This is a genomic window from Scytonema sp. NUACC21, from assembly GCF_054684315.1.
The window spans coordinates 13,885-31,281 of record NZ_BAAFZH010000074.1; the positions used below are offsets into that span (position 1 = coordinate 13,885).

Genomic DNA, 17,397 nt, shown 5'->3' on the forward strand with positions numbered 1-17,397 from the left:
GCATCTTATTCTGGAGGAGATATTCTTTATTTGTGCAAGGAGTGATACCACTTCACCATATGTTTGCCACAAGTTATCTTCGCAATTCTCCTAAGTAAGGGCACTTTGCGATGTTCAAATGTTGCATCAAACAAGTGAGTTGGTATAATATTATACAGAATTTCCGCTTGAGTGAGCAAAACTCTCAAGCGATTTTTCATGTACAAATGAAACCAATGAATCTCTAAGTAAGAATAAATTGCAACAATTGGAAGACTAAACCAGAAGGCTGACAGTCTGGGTAGAGGTATGACTGACAGCGCTCGCCCCTTCCTGGAATCTCAAGTGTGAATGAAGAATCGGGTAGGCAATTGATTTAAGATTGCAAGTGCGGGGCTCTATATCTAATCGGAATTTCAATAATGAGTTGTGCCCCTTGGTTTGGTTCTGAAATGCACTTTAATGAACCGTGGTGTTTTTCCACAATAATTGAGTAACTTATGAATAACCCCAAACCAGTTCCTTTGCCCACAGGTTTAGTTGTGAAAAAAGGGTCAAATAATCGCCGTCTGACGACTTCTGTCATTCCAGGCCCATTGTCTGCAATGCAAATAGCTACATACTCTGAATTTACCATTTTCGTACAAATCCAAATAGTAGGGATTTGGCATTCGCTGTTATTAAGTTCTCCTTTGCGGTTCCCAGTCCCTACTCTTAAAGCATCAATAGCATTGGAAAGGATATTCATAAATACCTGATTAATTTGTCCTGCAAAGCACTCCACTAGGGGTATTTCTCCATACTCTTTAATCACTTGAATTACGCCTTCTTCCATCGTTTCTTGTAAACGATGTTGCAATATTAGTAACGTACTCTCAATGCCCTCATGAATATTTACGGGCTTCATAATAGCCTCATCAAGTCTTGAGAAATTCCGTAGTGACAAGACAATCTGACGAATTCGATTTACCCCCAGTTTGATAGACGACAGGATTTTAGGTAAATCCTCCACTAAGAAATCTAAGTCGATATTTTCTTTTGTAGCAACAATTTTTGGTGTAGGATTTGGGTATTCCTGATGATAAAGATCTATGAGATACAATAAGTTTTCAATGTATTCACTGGTATGAGTAATATTACCGTAGATAAAGTTAATCGGATTATTAATTTCATGTGCTATACCAGCAACAAGCTGACCTAAGGAAGACATTTTTTCAGTTTGAATAAGTTGAGCTTGTGTATCTTTAAGTTCCAGTAAAGCTTTCTGGAGTTGTGTGGCTTTTTCTTTCAATCGCTGATTGTTTTCTTGTAATTCTAGTGTCCTTTTTTCTACTTTCACTTCTAAGGTACGGCTGTACTCTTCCAACTGTTCGTTAGCCTTTTTGAGCTTTTCACTGGTGACCGATAAATTAGCATAAAGACGAGCATTTTCCAAGGAAATAACTACTTGTGAAGACAGTAATTTTAAAACTTCCAATCTATCACTTGTAAAGGCACCATAAGTCAAATTATTTTCCAAGTAAAACAAACCGATAAGTGTTCCTTTATAAATAAGCGGAGTACATAATATCGACTTGGGCTTATTTTTTATAATATAAATATCTGTGACAAATTTTTCCTGACTTGTAGCATCATTTAAAACGACATTTTCCTTAGTTATGCTTACATAATTAATGATAGATAGGGGAACGAGTTCAGGGGAAATTTCAGTTTTCTTATTTAGGAGATTTTTTTTCCAGAGTAATTCTTCATTAGAATTTATATTTCCCACAGCTTCTATGACAAATTTGCTATCTTTTTGCAAGATAAGTAATCCATTTTCTGCCCCAGTATTTTCTATAACAATTCTGATTAAATTATCGAGCAATTTTTCCAAAATAATTTCACTCGATACAGCCAAAGAAGCTTTCATAACTGTAGCTAAATCCAATTTCCCTACAGTGGCTTCTGAAGTTGAAGTTGTTGTCCTAACATCTACCGATGTGGTTTTTCGATTCAGCTCTTGTTGTAACAAATTCGGGTATCTTAACTCTAAGTCTTGAACTTTAGCTTTAGCTCCCCAACGAACATAGCCATAATGTGCTTTCGTTATGTAAACCACGGCAATTTCTGTTTTACCATGGGCTAGGTAGAATTCTGCTGCTTTTTCATAAGCCAGTGCTTCTTCTTGAAGATATCCATGTTCTCTAGCTCCGGTTATTGCGCGATCGTAAAGCTCCATTGCTGACCAATTTTGCCCGAAAACTCGTGCCTTTTCTGCCTCCACTAAATCATATTTGTGTGTAAAATTCATCGGGGCATAGAAAGCCCATAAACGCATTTTTGCTTGATTTTTTTCCACTCGCTCGAGGTATTCTTGTTGCTTGTTGAATTCAACGTTAGAATACTCGGCAAGGAGAGCCAGTGAGTCGTAAAATTTATGGTATGCAACATACACCAATCCCACAGCAGATTGTATATGTTCTTCTGCTAGCGATGCAACAACAACTGCTTCAGTAGAATTTTTGAATAGGTAGAGGAGAATTGTTTTTGCTAGATAAAAATTAAAAAGCGAAAAACTATCTCTACTGCTGTACAATTTAGGCAGACTGTCTGTTTCATTAAAACTTTGACCAATTAACTGGTACTTATCTGCTACCAACCCTCGTAAATTAAAATTAAGTTGTCTCCAAATATTAGCGTAGTAGATAGAAACTTGAATTTTTAATTTAGCCAGTAAATCAATCAGTGGTGATTGCTTCTCCTCGACCGCTTCCAGTGTCTCCTCAACTGCAAACAAGTAAGTGCAATAATTAGCAGCGCAATAGCTGGCATAAACGATATCTCCGGTTTCTAGCCCGCTTTGAAGTGCCTCGATTAATGGAGCAAGACTTTCCCTGATATGCCTTTTCCAAGGTCTAATAAAAATGTTAAATTGATTCATAACCAGGCATTTGAATTCTTTGGCATCATATTTCTCCAACAGCTTTAGAGCTACTAGACCAGAGTGGTATCCAGACTCAATATCCTCCAGCGCACCACATAGCAAGAGACCATACCAACTATACGTAGAAGCGGATAGTGCTGAATACCCGCCTTCCATACAGAGGTTGACTTGAGTGAGGATAATCAGTGGAAAAATTTGGGGCGTGGTTTGATAGGCAGGAGGGCTTAGAGTTATCAGCAACCGCATAGCCGCGAGTTTATAACTATCGGTTATTTCTGAAATATCCTCTAAATCTTCTAATCGCGGTAATGCCACCCCCTCACAACGATCGCTATCGGTGCTTGATAAACAGATGCCCATCCTTTCTAGAGCTTGCACTCCAGTTTCTACGGCTTTGAGCATCTGCTGTTGAGCCGCATACATCTGAATTTTTAACTCGTAAACCTTTACTTGGTCAAGTAAGGAGGTAGCTTTTTGCAGTACAATTTCTCCTAATGCTTCGGCTTGGGAGAAGTTAGTGTTCAAGTATTCCACTTCTACCGCTTCCACATAGAGAGCCAGGGTCAAATTATACTCTTGAGTCCATGAGTCACCTGCCAATAGTCCCATACCTACATGAAAATATCTTCGTGCAGCTTCATAAGCTGTTGCCGACTTAGCATACTGTCCCACTGTTAAATTGAGTGCTGCTAATTCGTGTTTTTGAGCTTGAGAAGTTATTAAATCAGCGCCTATGTTTAGATGATTCACAATTTCAAAAAGATCTTCTGACTTAGGCTCTTCATCTAAATTTTCTAGTAGCAATTGACCAACTTGAAGGTGAAGTGCTTGTTTCTGCTCTTCTGGAATTAAGGCATAAGCTGCTTGTTGCACGCGATCGTGCAAGAACTTGTAATCAATTCGTAATTCACTGACCGCCTTTTCTAAATCCTCCTGATGAAACATCAGGGGAATTTTATATTCAGAATTTAAAGGTAAAACTAATCCCTGTTTAAGTGCTTCAAATAATTCAAAAGCTGTATCTTTAAGAGATTTTTCATTAACAATGGAAAGAATATATAAATTGAATTGATTGCCGATACAAGCCGCTAATCTTAAAACATTCTGAGTTGAAATGGCAAGCTTTTGAATTTGACCGACCATTAAATCAACTACATTATCGGTTATTCCCACCGATTGAATTTGTTCGATATTCCATTGCCAAACATCATTGCTAACATCATATACTAACAATTTTTCTGAATAGAGAGATTTGATAAGCTGAGTTAAAAAAAATGGATTTCCATCTGTTTTTAAAAGCAAAATATCTGCTAAATTTTTTGTTATTTCAGCATCTAAATTTAGAGTTTCAGCAAGTAATTTATTGACAGTATTGCTATCTAAAGTATTCAGGATAATAGTTTTTACAATAGTGCTAGATTTTTGAATTTTATCCACTGTCAGCATCAATGGATGAGTTGCACTGACTTCATTATCTCGATAAGCCCCAATTAAAAGCAAATATTGACTATCGGGGTCTGTTATCAGTAGTTCGATTAACTTTAATGATGCTGAATCTGCCCATTGTAAATCATCTAAAAACAAAACTAATGGGTGTTCTTTTTGACAGAATACATGAATAAATTGTTGAAAAATCCGATGAAATCGATTTTGTGATTCTGACGCTCGAAGTTGGGGTACTTGTGGTTGCGAACCGACAATCAGTTCTACTTCAGGAATAACATCTATAAGGATCTGTCCGATAGAACCAAAGACATTTAAAAGTTTTTGTTTCCAAAGAGCAATCTTTTCAGAATTTTCTGTAAGGATTTGCTGTATTAATGACTGGAAAGCTTTAATTAGAGGACTATACGGAATATTCCGCTTATATTGATCGAACTTACCACTGATAAAATATCCCCGTGCCTCTACAATGGGTTTATGAACTTCATTGACAACTGAAGTTTTGCCAACGCCTGAATAACCGACGATTAGCATCATTTCAGTTTTGCCTTCTCTAACTTCCTTAAAAGCGTTCATCAGTGTGTTAACTTCTGTTGAACGACCGTATAATTTTTGTGGTATGAGCAACCTATCGGTTTTATCCCAACTACCCAGTAGAAAGTTTTCAATAAAGTTTTTGGTTTCAAGCTGAGATAGACAGTTTTCTAAATCTGCCTTTATTCCTAAAGCAGTTTGGTAACGCTCTTCAGCGTTCTTAGCTAGTAATCTCATGATAATGTTAGAGATAGGTTGAGGAATGAAAGGATCTACCTCTATAGGCGGGATTGGTTTTTTAGCAATATGGCAATGAACTAATTCCATTGGGTCGGTGGTTGTAAAAGGTAACCTCCTGGTTAACATTTCGTAAAAAGTAACACCCAGTGAATAGAAGTCGGTACGGTAATCAACTAACCGATTCATTCTGCCAGTTTGTTCTGGTGACATATATGCCAAAGTGCCTTGGATTTCCTTAGGATTGCTGCTTTCTGGAGTTTCTCTTTCCAAATAGGTAGAAATGCTAAAGTCAGTGATTTTAACCTGCCCTGTAGCATAATTAATAATAATGTTTGAAGGTTTAATATCTTGGTGGATGATTTGGTTGAAATGCAGATTGTGCAGGCTTGAGGCTAAGGAAATTACTATATGAAGAATTTCTTTTAATTGAAGAGTTTGTCTTTCCAGTAGTTGTTTCAGGGACTGTCCCCCAAAATCTTCTAAAATTAAAGCCCATCTGTTTTGATATTTTTCCAAACTATAAGCTTTAACAATTCCCTGACAATTAAGTTGTTTTCTAATTATATATTCTTGTTTGAACCGAGTGATTTCTTCCAGTTTAGGATACTCAGACTTCAGAATTTTTAGAATAACAGAGTTAGACCCAGGCTCAAGAGTGGCTCTATAAATAACTGTTTTGTCACTAGTAGCAATTTTTTCAAGCGAGTGGTACTGTACTATCTTTGTCATGCGATTTTTGCCTAAAAACAGAGTATGAGTTTTATAAAGCTAGAACGTGGGGCTGTTATTCAAATTGGGAGATAAAAATTAGGTTTCTTGAGTTTTGTCAACGAAATCTTAGTTTTTACAGAAAAAGAAATCGGGTCGTGTGGGGTGGCTGAACTGCTCTATACATAGGGTATCCTTTGAACTCAGTTATCGCGATCGCTTGAGTATCTGTCTTACTTATCTTTCCCCTTGCGGGCATAAAAATCACATACCTGAGCGATTAACACTAGAGCCAACCAAAAGGTCACTGTTGAATTTAGTGGTGTAATGACAACCACTATAAAAAGAAAAAGGAAGAAGGTATAGTTTTTCACCTTCTTCCTCATGTTTGTGTTGTCAGTGTAAACTGAACTTTTAGCCGACTACAAAATTGACTAACTTTCCAGGAACGATAATGACCTTCTTAATTTCTTTGCCTTCGATGTGACGCTGCACAATTTCTGATTCACGGGCATACTTTTCCAACTCCGCTTTATCAGCTTGGGCTGGAACTTGAAGATCCGCACGCTTTTTGCCATTAACTTGAATCACCAAAGTGATTTCATCGGCTTGCAAGGCAGATTCGTCGTAGGTAGACCAAGCTTGAGTATGAATTGATTCAGTATTACCCAACTGATGCCACAATTCCTCAGCAATGTGAGGTGCAAAAGGTGCTAGCAACACTATCAAAGTTTGAATACCTTCTGCATAAATTGGTGAATCTTTACAACTGGCATCAGCTAAAGCGTTACTCAATTTCATTAATTCAGATACAGCAGTATTGAATTGGTATTCACCTTCCACATCTTCCGTAATTTCTTTGATGGCAATGTGAATCGCCCGCCGCAAATCTTTTTCTGCTTTATTTAATTGTGTTTGGTTACTGCTAACAGGTCTTGGTTGATTGATAAAATCTGTTACCAATCGCCAAACCCTGTTCAAGAAGCGGAATTGTCCTTCCACATCTGCTTAGGGGGACGGTAACTTTCAACATTTCAACTTCCCGTTCAACTCGCCCCTCGGCTTTCGCTTCCCAATAAACCCTCGTTTCTTCTAAAATCAGTCCCAGCATTGTTTCCACTTCCTCTCTATTCAACGAAGAAAACTTGTAAACGGTAATAGTGGTGATAATATCTACTATCTCGTTTTTAGGCAGCCAGAAAATTACCTAAAGATGTAGGGTGGGCACTGCCCACCACCAGCCTTGCTTAATCTAACATTTGAGGGAAAGACTTATTAAATAATTTTGTGGTGTGGCTTGCACGATAGGAGTGGAGATTACTTTGTTGTATACCGTGTAAGTTTTTTTCTTTTATTAATTTTCTTTTGTTGATTTCCCTAATTCATAAACCGTTACAACCCCTACTTTCTTCTTACAATAAATTTTAATATATTATAGAAAAATTTTTTACGAAAAATTCTAACTAAAATTATGTCTGTAAGTTTCTCTAGTGGATTACCTGATAGCATCCGATATTTGTTTATTGATGGAGGGTCTTTAGATTCATTAATCAACCGATTTCAAAAGAATTATTTGGAGTCACTCCAATAGAAATAAATTGTAATCAAATTCCTGATGGTAAGTATCAAAAAATTTTTTATTCTGTTATGATTTCGAGGTAGGTAAGTGCAGGCAGGCTGTGGATTGTAGCTGGAAATTGAAAGCGCCTGCTGTAAGTAGCGAACTATAGACAAACGCTACTCATGTAGTTTTAGAGTATGAATCAATTGCGTGGGCAAACGCTAGAACCCTCATCAGGCAATTAATAAAAGCTATCCTATTAGAAAAAATCTGGTTATCGCTTCTTGTACAAAAGCTCTAGAATCCAGACATGGCAAAAGTTTTCGGAAAGTGGCACAAGAGGGATACTATTGTTTGACACTAAAAGTTCAAGCGTGCCCGCTCGCCCCCCACGTACAACTGCAACAAAACCCAGAAAGTTACATAGGACGCGAATAGAGTGCGTCTAACCTAGTACTTCGTTTGTAGTCTTGAAATGAACTTTTGCAACCTTCTCTAAAATTTCTCTGCCGTTTTCTTCAATCAACTGTCTTGCTACGGTAACAGCTGCTTTAGAAGAGCCTTTTGGTAACTTTATATGGTACTGTTTTCCCAAACTGTCTAGCTTATTGAGAAACCGTTCTCTCGCTAAGATTGAAGCTGCTGCAACAGCTATATGACTTTCAGCTCGATGAGCTTGAATAACTTTTAATTTCTTACCTTGTTGTTGTAGTTTTTCAAGCAAAAGCTTTTCATCAGCGAATTGATCAACGATCGCTGTTTGACATTTAACTTTAGATAAAAGTTCCTCTATTGCTTTAGCATGTGCCCAAGCAAGTAAGTCATTAAGTGATTTTTTCTCGTTTTCGAGTTTGACATATATCTGGTTATATCTTTCAGCAGAAATTTCTACAATCGCAAACTTGTCCTGGCAAATTCTTCGGATATCTTTAGCAATTTCCTGAATTTTATTATCGCTTATAGCTTTACTATCTCTAACGTTAAGCGTTGTGAGTTGACTTGCAATTTTTTCGTCTATATATGTGCTAGCACTGACTAAAGGACCAAAATAATCACCTTTACCAGATTCGTCACTTCCAATAATAGGTAATGCCAACTCATTAGGGAGAGTTGAGCTTACTGCTTGAGAAAGAGGAAGGCTTTTTTCTTCAGAGAAGCTTTTTATCAAGAGAGAGTGTTCACTTTCATCTAATTGGGAACAGTCAACTTTTACCTTGCCTTGCTTATTTTGATAAATTCTAATAATGCCCGACCACTCTCCTTTCTGAATTGAAAATTGTAGACCATAATTGATTTCTTTATAGGCTGAAACTATAAAATCGCTAGTTGAGATTAACTGGCGGAGAACTTCATATTTTTGAATAGCTTTTTCAATTTCACTCACGATTACTCCAAGAAGTTGTTACGTTCTGATGAGCTTTTATAGATACTAACTAATTATGAATTAAATAGTATTTTTCTTCATCTTGTAAGATATTATTATTCTCTACTAACTCCGGATGAGATTTATAAAACTCTTGAGTTCTTTTAATGAAGAATTCATCTAAATTAGAAGAATTAATTACTTTCATTGAGCTTCTATTAACTTTAGTTTTACATACTTCTGCCTCAATAAATCGATTTGAGCTATATCCATTAGAAAGTAATAAATCGAAGATAATTTTTCCACTAAAATTGAGCCTGATTAATTCTTCCTCAATAATTGGCAGGTAAGAAATAGGATTGACATAGGTTGTGCAGAAAATTGCAACAACCTGCTCAGAAATCCTCTCAATTCGATATAGCTCCTTAATATCTATCATTTGTTAGCTTCCTAATCAGTTAGCTATTGTATACGCTTTATCTATTATTTTCACTACCTTTTCAATGATTTGAGTAGCTATTTCTTTTGTCAGGATGAACCTACTGCTGTCAGTGAAATCGTTAGCATGAAAGAGAGTATGCCTTTGATCAACAAAGTAGTTGTAGCAATGCTCTAAAGCATTACAAATTTTATCATTTCCAATTTTAACTTTGAAGTCATTAGTAACTACAAATTTTGTGCCTAACTCCTTGCGAAAGATTCCACTGAAAGAGTTATTATTATATTCAATAAAATATCCTTCATTATACAGAAACTTCCGCATCACACCTTCAAGTGCTCGTAAAGCTGGGAAAACATAGCAGCTATAATCAGGCAAAGGAATTGAGATATCTTTGAGAGTGTAGCTTGTACGAAGCATCTTAAGTATTCCCTCACCTAAGCTAGAGTAAGCGTTTGGCAACGAATTTTTTAACTCAGCCTCGATAGTACTCTTATCTACGTTTATAGTGTTAGGGCTTTCTTCCCCCTTATAAACAATTTCTAGAAAACCATTTAAATCAGTATATTGTGAAAGAAAATAGCTTACCTGATAATAGCCATATAGTGGTTTCCCTTGAATCAATAACTTGTTAGTAGTTCGATAGTGAGTTAACGTTAATGAGTCATTGTATTTACTAGTTGCTCTCATAGTTTTCTTGGTTTGATCTTCTGAATTTTTTACTACTGAAACCTCCGTTACATCTGAATCTTCATTTTTAAGTTCTTGAAGAAATTCAATAAGTAACTCAAAGGCATCTTGATTTATGTTTTTTACAGTGACCCAAATAGATTTTCTATCGTCATGAACCAACTTATCTTTAAGATAAAGAGCCAACTCTTCACCTTTGTCACGGTATCTGCCAATGTTTGTCTGAATGGTTGTAGTCCCGTTCTGATTGAACAAGAAATCTACCATAATATCGCAGCTATCTTTGGTGTACTTCGCTCTATGGCGAGAGGTAGTCTCCACAGAATATTGACCTCCTTGGGTGTTGTTAATTACCCAAAACTCCTCAATACACTCCTTAAGACGAGTTCGGTCTAAGTTGAGATCTTTAAAGTCAGACGGCACAGGCTACCTCCGAACTAAGGCTTTACTATAAGATTAAAATATCTGTTTTAACATCAAAAACCCATATTCTAGTCTAGCCATTCCTAATTAACCCTGTTTAATCACTCTTAGCATAAAAAATAAGAGCCAGTTTCCCCACTATAGACAGAGCAGTAATTTGAGAGTTTGTTTTTTAACAAAATAGCTTAAATTACAGTTTTTGGTAAAAGCCTTATGCTGTAAGAATTTCATATTATTCTCTTGCAAGAGTGATAAAAGAGGGTTAATGAGAAAGTATCATGTGACTGATTACCTCTCTTGAATAGTTTAATTGTACTATAAGTTAACAGTCCCTCTATGCGGCGTCAAAGAAAGTATCAATCAGCGATACACATCAAGTAGAGTGCCTTGACTAAAGCGATGCAGATCGAAACGAACCATCTGAAATACAAAAAAAGTAGTTAAAAAGCTGGTTACCCGGAAAGCTTACCATCCCAACAGCCAAAAGAGAAATTAGCCAAGCGCGAGAATCCGGGCTACATCCAAACATTTGCCATCTTATACTAACCCCTTATATTAGTTTCATTACTAAATATATTTACAAACAAAATAGGTCACTCATTTTCCTGCCTACCTTCTATAGATGACATCAAAATATTAACTAAAGGATGGTCAACAACCTCTTTTCATTGTCTCTGTATATTGTTACCTTGAAAGATTCAAGGCGCTCACCACTTAAGAGCCACAAAATTTCCTCCTCTGACGCACAAATTTTATAGAATGCGCTCGGCAGATAATACAAATCATAGTCTGGAGACGCGCCATGGCGCGTCTCTACACAATTTATATGTATCTAGATTAACGTGAAATGGTATTAATATCCAATTTACATTATCTTTAGATATGAAATCGGACACATCTTTTCAAAGTTATTAATAGCCCATGATTACAAAAGACAGAAACAATCTCAAGTGACTTCTAACGTTAACCTTCTTTTGACCTGACTTTCTACTCGTGTAAACTCCTGTTATAAAATTTCATTATTCGACAGTTCCTCTACTTCAAATTTCCAGAGTATTCCTTGGTTATTCGGACGCTGAATACAGATTTTTGAACGGTTAGCAAGTATCTTTAAATGTGTAAGAAACTGAGGAATAGCTTGGGCAATTTGTGAGTAATTTTCTCTGTTATGGCAAAGAATCACGAGTGCCATTGTACTGCCACTCATCTCGATAGACCATTGGCAAAGTGATAATAAGGCTTGCTGTGTAGAGTCACAGATTTCGTAAAAGCGTTTGCTAGAAACTTGTTCTAGATGTCTGTGCAACAATCGATCGAATAAGGTAACCTCAACAGGAGGCATATCATCTGGAGGAAGAAAGGGTTGATTCATAATGAAGTCCTTCCAGCATTTTATTTATGTGAGCGACTTAGTGTTTTTTCAACGCAGAGTTTTCATCTAATTTGAAATGAATTGAAGAGGGATGAAATGATTTCGTTAACCCCGAAATGGCACGATAGCCGTATACTAACTATCAAATCCGAATTTTTCTGCTCAAACTGTATCAGTTACATCATTTAACCAATTTAGTTGGTCCGATAGCGTAACATAACGTGGTTTTATTTTTTAATTAGAGTTGCGATCTGCCGAAGGCAGTAGCGAAGCTATTGCACTGACTAAAACATAGTGCTTTTGTAGCAATTTTCTATGAAGCTGCACAAGATTTTTACCCCTCCTAACCTCCCCTTATAAAGGGGAGGAAATTGGATTTTTGGTTTCCCCCCTTGATAAGGGGGGAATAAGGGGGGTCAATTCAACTTGTACACCACCACCTTAACCTTGATAAGGGGAAGCCACTGCGAAGAACGCGGGTTTCGGTGACAGTCCCGCAAGTGGCATGGATGAAGGGGGGTAAATTCAACTTCTATACCATTACGGTAGCCGATGCTTTGGGGAGGTGCCGCAGGTGGTGGGCTTCTTTCTACGCATTTTCATCTGGAAACGGTATTAGATATAAGACTATTTTATAAAAAGGATGATACAAATCATAGTGTAGAGACGCTTCAAACAGCGCGTCCCGACATATGTGTATATTCCGATTAACGTGAAATGGTATGACATGACATGATATGGTGGGCAGTGCCCACCCTACTATTAATTAGAAATTTTAATCATTTGAAGAGATTTAGAAAAAATTTCTATGGATGTGGAACAAATTATCAATGCTTTGCGTCTTTTAATAGAAAAGACCCACCCAGTTCCCCTGTTGTAGGGGATGCCGGGGGGTTTCATGTATACTGCAAGGAACAAAAGAAAAAGAAAAAGAAAATTGGTAGCTGCACTATTGGCTTAAAAATCTTGAGTCTAAAGCATCATTGAAAGTGGTTCGGAGGTTAAAACGTAAACGACAACTATTTGTTGCTGCACTTTAGTTGTTTTACGTCAGAATCAACTGGGATGACATTGGGGGCTTTCCATTTCTTCCGTGGGTGAAGGAGTGTGGCTGACTGATATGTAACAAGGGTACTTCTTGCCAACAAGATTGACAGAACCAGTAAACTCCTTGATTACGCACGTGTCGCAGCACTGAATGACCGCAGCAAGGACAACTGTGAGTTGTCGTTCTCATATTGATTCTCCTTGTCAGGTGAAAGCTGTTACCGACAGCTTTATCAAGCAATTGATTTCAAAGAGGTTTTTAGCAAAGGAACTCGTCCGTTCCTCTCATTGCGATCCCTGATAATCTTTTCATAAACTGCTTCATAGCCATTTACCATTTGGGTTACGGTAAAGTTATTTTCCACGTATTCCCGGCAGGTTTGACGATTTAATTCCAAAGCGGCTGGAATCATTGCTGCCATTTCTTCATAGCTTTGGCAAACCATACCTGTTTTACCGTGGGCGATGACTTCCGGTACAGAACCCATATCGATCCCAATGACTGGGGTACCAGTTGCCATTGATTCAATCATCACTAAGCCAAAGGGTTCTCGCCAAGTGATGGGAAAGAGAGTCACAGATGCATTGCCCAAAAGTTCTACTTTGGTACTATGGTCTACTTCACCCAGATATTCGATCTGTTTACCATCAATCTGTGGGGCAATCTCTTTCTCAAAGAATTCTTTATCAACGACATCTACTTTGCCTGCCATTTTTAAATGCCAACCCGTCTGTTTGGCAATGGCGATCGCGTGCTGCGGTCCTTTTTCTGGAGAAAAGCGTCCTAAGAATGCAAGATAATTCGGTTGTTCTGGTTGCGCTACAAATTTATAATCTGCGATCTCAATGCCGTTGTAAACGGTGCTTGCGTAATTGAGGTCTATTTGGCGCTGTGCATTACTAATGCTGATATATGGTTGCGTTCTGTGCAGGCTATATACTTTGCTGCTATCACGAGTAAATGCACCGTGCAAAGTATGAACTGTGGGAGTTGATACCGTGCTTGCCAATGGTAAAGCCCATACTCCTATATGGGAATGAATGATGTCGAATTCCGCCGCTCGTTGGTAAACCAGGCTAGCTTCTAGCATTTCGTACATCATCCCTTCTTTGATGTCCGGGTCCAAGCGCAATGCACGAGGACAAATTGCTTCTAAACTAGCCAATGTTTGCGAATCGCCCGAAGCAAACAAGGTCACATCATGACCCCGACGAACAAGTTCATCGGTCAGACGACTCACTACGAGTTCAATTCCTCCATAAGTTGAAGGTGGAACCCGTTCCCACAAGGGGGCAACTTGAGCAATTTTCATATATTTCCTTGGTTCAGCTGGTTAAGTGGTCGTTGGACAAGGGTTGAGATGCTTTTGCGTAAGGTTTTCATTCCTCCTTTTCCTAAGTTGGAATTAACCAAGCTCGCTTTATACAGCGCTTCTTTGGTTAACTTAGCACCCTTTATGCGCCACCTCCAAATTGATGCTGACCAGCTAAAGTGCAGCTTCTGTGTACTTTATTCTTAAAATTTCTCAATTCGCATCTATCCTAGGACGTATATAAATTAATTTTATCATTAATTGGGATCGTGGTTTTTTGGGAAAAAAAGCTTGGGGATCAATATTGTGAAGGGTTAGTAGTTAGTAATTAAGGGTGCTTATGACTACTAACCACTAACTAATAACCACTAACTCTTAACATCCCTCTCCAAAGGTGCATATTTACCGCCTAAAGCTTCCACCACAGCCCGCGTATTTGACTCCATCATTTTGATATAAGTTTCACCTTCACTTCCTGGCGCACCAATAGAATCAGAATAAAGTTCCCGAGGTGCCAATTTTACCCCCGCTTCTTGGGCAACAGTTTTAATCAAAGCTGGGTTGATTGTGGTTTCAGCAAAAATTGCAGAAACACCAGTCTTTTTGATTTCGTCTACAAGGCGCTGCACCGTTTGTGCGCTGGGTTGTTCCTCTGTGCTGATACCAATTAAAGTGCCTGCAACGGGTATTCCATATGCACGTGCATAATATTGAAAGGCATCGTGTGTTGTGACTAGTTTGCGCTTATTTGCTGGAATCGTCTGAATTTGCTCCTGTATCCAACTATCCAACTGCTTTAACTCTTTTGTCAGTTGCTGTGCATTTTGAGTAAATTCTTCTTTGTCTTCTGGTGACAATTCAATCAAAGCGTCTCGAATAGCGGTGACCATTGCGATCGCATTTTTGACATCACCCCAAACATGGGGGTCTGGTACTTTCCCTTTAGATTTCTCATCCAACTGCAAAGGCTTAACGACTTCCCCCACAGGGACTAGGCGTGCTTTTACGGAGGCTGATTTCATTAACTTAATCAGCCCTGGTTCGAGGTTATATCCGTTATACAAAACTAAGTCAGCTTCTTCCATCACCCTAGTATCTTGGGGGACTGGTTCATAAACATGAGGGTCAGTACCGGGCTTAAGTATTCCAGTTAGCTGAATTTCATCTTTTCCTACTTCCTCCGTAAGGTCAGCAATAATAGTGCTCGTTGCTACCACTTGTGGTTTCCCTCCATTGGAAGTGGTAGGGTTAGAGTTTTGCTGACTACAACTAAATAAAGTGAAAGACAGCAGTATTCCCATACCCAACTTGGATACCTGACTTTTCACCTGATGTGGAAAAATTAGCGCTCGACCTAACCCCCTAACCCCCTTCCCTACAAGGGAAGGGGGAGAATTCAAAGCCTCTCTCCTTGCAGGAGAGAGGTTTGGAGAGAGGTTTTCCAGATCCTGTGAAAAGTAAGACTTGGATACAAGGGGAAATGCATTTTTAAGAAGGCTGCTGCCTTCGTCCTGAAGTATTACTTTCATTTATGACAGGTATTATCCCTAATTATAGATGTTTTCATTATTCTTTCATTTTTATAGTAAGCTCAAGCTAGGAACTATTTAAGCACTGTTATGGAAAGTATCTCTTTTCAACAAAAATTACGGCTTTTTCAGAAAAAAACAAGCGAAATCCCCGTTACACAGACGCGTCATGGGGCATCTGTACAAAATACCAACACTCACGAAGGTATAAGTATTGCTAATTTAACGGTCTATTACCGTTCGGTAGAAGCTTTAACAAATGTAAACTGTCTTGTCAACCCAGGGAGACTGACAGGAATTTTTGGTCCCAATGGTGCGGGGAAAAGCACGCTGTTGAAGGCAATGCTGGGGTTAACCCCCAGTCATGGGATCGTGCAGTATCAAGGAAAACCTCTAACGCAGCAATTGGAGAAGGTAGCCTACGTACCACAGCGAAGCCAGATAGACTGGGCATACCCCGCTACTGTTTGGGACGTGGTCATGATGGGAAGGGTTAAGAAAACAGGCTGGTTGCGCCAGTTTTCAAATGTCAGTCGGCAAGTTGCGAAAAGTGCGCTACAACGTGTCGGGATGAGCGAGTATTGCAACCGTCCTATTGGAGAACTTTCTGGGGGACAGCAACAAAGGGTCTTTTTAGCCCGTGCATTAGCGCAAGAAGCAGAAATTTTCTGTTTTGATGAACCTTTTGTAGGTATTGACCAAAAAACGCAAGCAGTCATTTTTGAAGTTTTCCAAGAACTTTCTGCGGCTGGAAAAATTGTCCTTGTTGTTAACCACGACTTGGGTGAATCTATTACCCATTTTGATGACCTGATTTTATTAAATAAAACTTTAATCGCCACAGGTTCCCGCCAGCAGGTGCTTACCGAAGAAAATTTGTCCCGTGCCTACAGCGGTCAGGTCGTATTTTGGCAAGAAGCAGCATGAAAAAGTCACAAGTCAGAGGTCAAAGGTCAAAAGAATTTTACTAATGACCAATGACCAATGACTACTAACTAATAACTAATAACTAATAACTACTAACTAATAACTACTAACTAGCATCTATGATTCAAGCATTACTTGAACCTTTACAATACGGCTTTATGCAAAGGTCGCTGATCGTGGCTATCATCGTAGGCTTTTTGTGTGCTGTTGTCGGCAGCTACTTAATGGTACAGCGATTAGCTTTGCTGGGTGATGCTATCAGCCACTCAGTTTTACCGGGATTGGCGATCGCGTTTTTGCTAGGAACTAATATTTATATAGGGGCATTTATTGCAGGTGTCGTTAGTACAATGGCAATTGCTTGGATTAAAACGCGATCGCCCATCAAAGAAGATGCTGCAATGGGAATAGTATTTTCCGCATTCTTCGCACTTGGGATCACCCTGATTACTGTTATTCAAAAAGATAATAAAATTGACCTCAATCATTTCCTTTTCGGAAATATTCTCGGTGTTTCTGTTGAAGAAGTGCGTGACACTGCTATCATTGCAGCTTTAGTGTTGCTAGTTGTCTTTTTGCTCTATAAAGAACTTTTGTTTTATACCTTCGATCCTTTAGGGGCAAAAGCAGCAGGATTGCCAGTTAATCGTCTCAACTTTGGTCTGATGCTACTCATTGCTTTAACAATAGTAGCTAGTATGAAAGCTGTAGGTGTCATTCTAGTACTATCACTACATCCAAGTCCAAACGAGATAAACGTCGAGCCACTTGGAGGCACAAAGCGACAATTCAAGCTCAGAAAGCTCTCTCACTTGGCAAGTCAATTTTGACTGGACGTTCCACATTTGTCTACCCGACTGCAGAAGACGAGGAAGGCGAAGAATCGTAACCTAGATAGTCAAA

Annotated in this window: 10 protein-coding genes and 3 pseudogenes; 3 read left to right on the forward strand and 10 right to left on the reverse strand. The window is 38.5% G+C overall.

Annotated elements, in window-relative coordinates; genetic code table 11:
• Nucleotides 1-355: 355 nt before the first annotated feature.
• From ACYRY3_RS14600 to ACYRY3_RS14645, 10 genes and pseudogenes are all read right to left on the reverse strand, one after another.
• Nucleotides 356-5,851, reverse strand: coding sequence for a trifunctional serine/threonine-protein kinase/ATP-binding protein/sensor histidine kinase (locus tag ACYRY3_RS14600; RefSeq protein WP_460202373.1), 5,496 nt, complete (start codon nt 5,849-5,851; stop codon nt 356-358).
• Nucleotides 5,852-6,244: 393 nt separating this feature from the next.
• A pseudogene (locus ACYRY3_RS14605) lies at nt 6,245-6,838 on the reverse strand (class I tRNA ligase family protein); the annotation flags it as partial.
• A pseudogene (locus ACYRY3_RS14610) lies at nt 6,756-7,025 on the reverse strand (DUF2887 domain-containing protein); the annotation flags it as partial. The pseudogenes ACYRY3_RS14610 and ACYRY3_RS14605, both read right to left, overlap by 83 nt.
• 811 nt (nt 7,026-7,836) lie before the next feature.
• On the reverse strand, nt 7,837-8,775 hold the full coding sequence (gene rnhC, locus ACYRY3_RS14615; protein ID WP_460202374.1) for a ribonuclease HIII: 939 nt from the start codon (nt 8,773-8,775) through the stop codon (nt 7,837-7,839).
• A gap of 49 nt (nt 8,776-8,824) precedes the next feature.
• Nucleotides 8,825-9,193 carry a type II toxin-antitoxin system RnlB family antitoxin gene (locus ACYRY3_RS14620; protein ID WP_460202375.1) on the reverse strand — a complete coding sequence of 123 codons (369 nt, stop codon included), beginning with the start codon at nt 9,191-9,193 and terminating at the stop codon, nt 8,825-8,827.
• Nucleotides 9,194-9,208: 15 nt separating this feature from the next.
• Nucleotides 9,209-10,306, reverse strand: coding sequence for a type II toxin-antitoxin system RnlA family toxin (locus ACYRY3_RS14625; protein WP_460202376.1), 1,098 nt, complete (start codon nt 10,304-10,306; stop codon nt 9,209-9,211).
• 1,006 nt (nt 10,307-11,312) lie between these two features.
• Entirely contained in the window at nt 11,313-11,678 is a 366-nt protein-coding gene (locus tag ACYRY3_RS14630; protein WP_460202377.1) for a hypothetical protein, read from the reverse strand.
• Nucleotides 11,679-12,723: 1,045 nt separating this feature from the next.
• Complete coding sequence (locus ACYRY3_RS14635) at nt 12,724-12,915, reverse strand: hypothetical protein (protein WP_460202378.1); 192 nt, start codon at nt 12,913-12,915, stop codon at nt 12,724-12,726.
• A gap of 43 nt (nt 12,916-12,958) precedes the next feature.
• Nucleotides 12,959-14,038, reverse strand: coding sequence for a glycosyltransferase family 4 protein (locus ACYRY3_RS14640; RefSeq protein WP_460202379.1), 1,080 nt, complete (start codon nt 14,036-14,038; stop codon nt 12,959-12,961).
• 368 nt (nt 14,039-14,406) lie between these two features.
• Entirely contained in the window at nt 14,407-15,339 is a 933-nt protein-coding gene (locus ACYRY3_RS14645; RefSeq protein WP_460202445.1) for a metal ABC transporter substrate-binding protein, read from the reverse strand.
• Between the two features lie 318 nt (nt 15,340-15,657).
• Here ACYRY3_RS14645 and ACYRY3_RS14650 point away from each other — a divergent pair, with 318 nt between their 5' ends.
• From ACYRY3_RS14650 to ACYRY3_RS14660, 3 genes and pseudogenes are all read left to right on the forward strand, one after another.
• On the forward strand, nt 15,658-16,494 hold the full coding sequence (locus ACYRY3_RS14650) for a metal ABC transporter ATP-binding protein (protein WP_460202380.1): 837 nt from the start codon (nt 15,658-15,660) through the stop codon (nt 16,492-16,494).
• A gap of 119 nt (nt 16,495-16,613) precedes the next feature.
• Nucleotides 16,614-17,240 (forward strand): annotated as a pseudogene (locus ACYRY3_RS14655) (metal ABC transporter permease); the annotation flags it as partial.
• On the forward strand, nt 17,222-17,383 hold the full coding sequence (locus tag ACYRY3_RS14660; protein WP_460202446.1) for a 50S ribosomal protein L32: 162 nt from the start codon (nt 17,222-17,224) through the stop codon (nt 17,381-17,383). The pseudogene ACYRY3_RS14655 and the gene ACYRY3_RS14660, both read left to right, overlap by 19 nt.
• Nucleotides 17,384-17,397 lie beyond the last annotated feature (14 nt).